The 516-nt window shown below is 70.5% G+C and carries 2 pseudogenes; both read left to right on the top strand.

What is annotated here, in order from left to right:
* Positions 1–187 (top strand): annotated as a pseudogene (locus IE258_RS41000) (type II secretion system F family protein); the annotation flags it as partial.
* Positions 184–516: pseudogene (locus IE258_RS40995) on the top strand (hypothetical protein); the annotation flags it as partial. The pseudogenes IE258_RS41000 and IE258_RS40995, both read left to right, overlap by 4 nt.

Genomic DNA, 516 nt, shown 5'->3' with positions numbered 1-516 from the left:
CGTGCTCGCATTCCTGACGGCCGGTTTCGTCGCGACGCTCGCCTTGATGCGGCAGTTGGGCGCTTTCCGTCACATCCCGCGCTTCCTGATCGCCGACGCCCGCAGCACCGTCCGTCTGCCCGCCCCGGCCACTGCGGCTTCCGTCGAGGTGGCAGCCGAGCGTGAGCCAGAAGGAGTCAGCTCGTGAACCTGCTTCCCGTCGTACTCACGGGCGGCACAGTCGGCGCCGGACTCGCGCTGCTGGTACGGGAGATGCTGCGCCCGCAGCCTGCCCTGGCCCCTGCTCTTGCGCGCACCTCGCCCGCCGCCTTGGACATGCCCGAGCCGAACCTGGACCGCGATGAAGCGTGGGGCCGGTGGCTGCTGACCCGCCTCGAGCGCCTGCCCGGCGTGCGGGTACCGGCCAAAAACCTGGCGCTGCTGGGTCAGGGCCCGGGCCAGTTCATGCTGAAGAAGACCGCGCTCGCCGCGCTGGGGCTGGTCTGTCCCGTGCTGGTCAGCGTTCCGTGGATCATC

Source organism: Streptomyces tendae (assembly GCF_014650435.1).
In the GTDB taxonomy this organism is placed as follows: domain Bacteria; phylum Actinomycetota; class Actinomycetes; order Streptomycetales; family Streptomycetaceae; genus Streptomyces; species Streptomyces tendae.
Note: the sequence above shows the minus strand (reverse complement) of the source record. Positions and strands in the feature narration are given on the sequence as shown.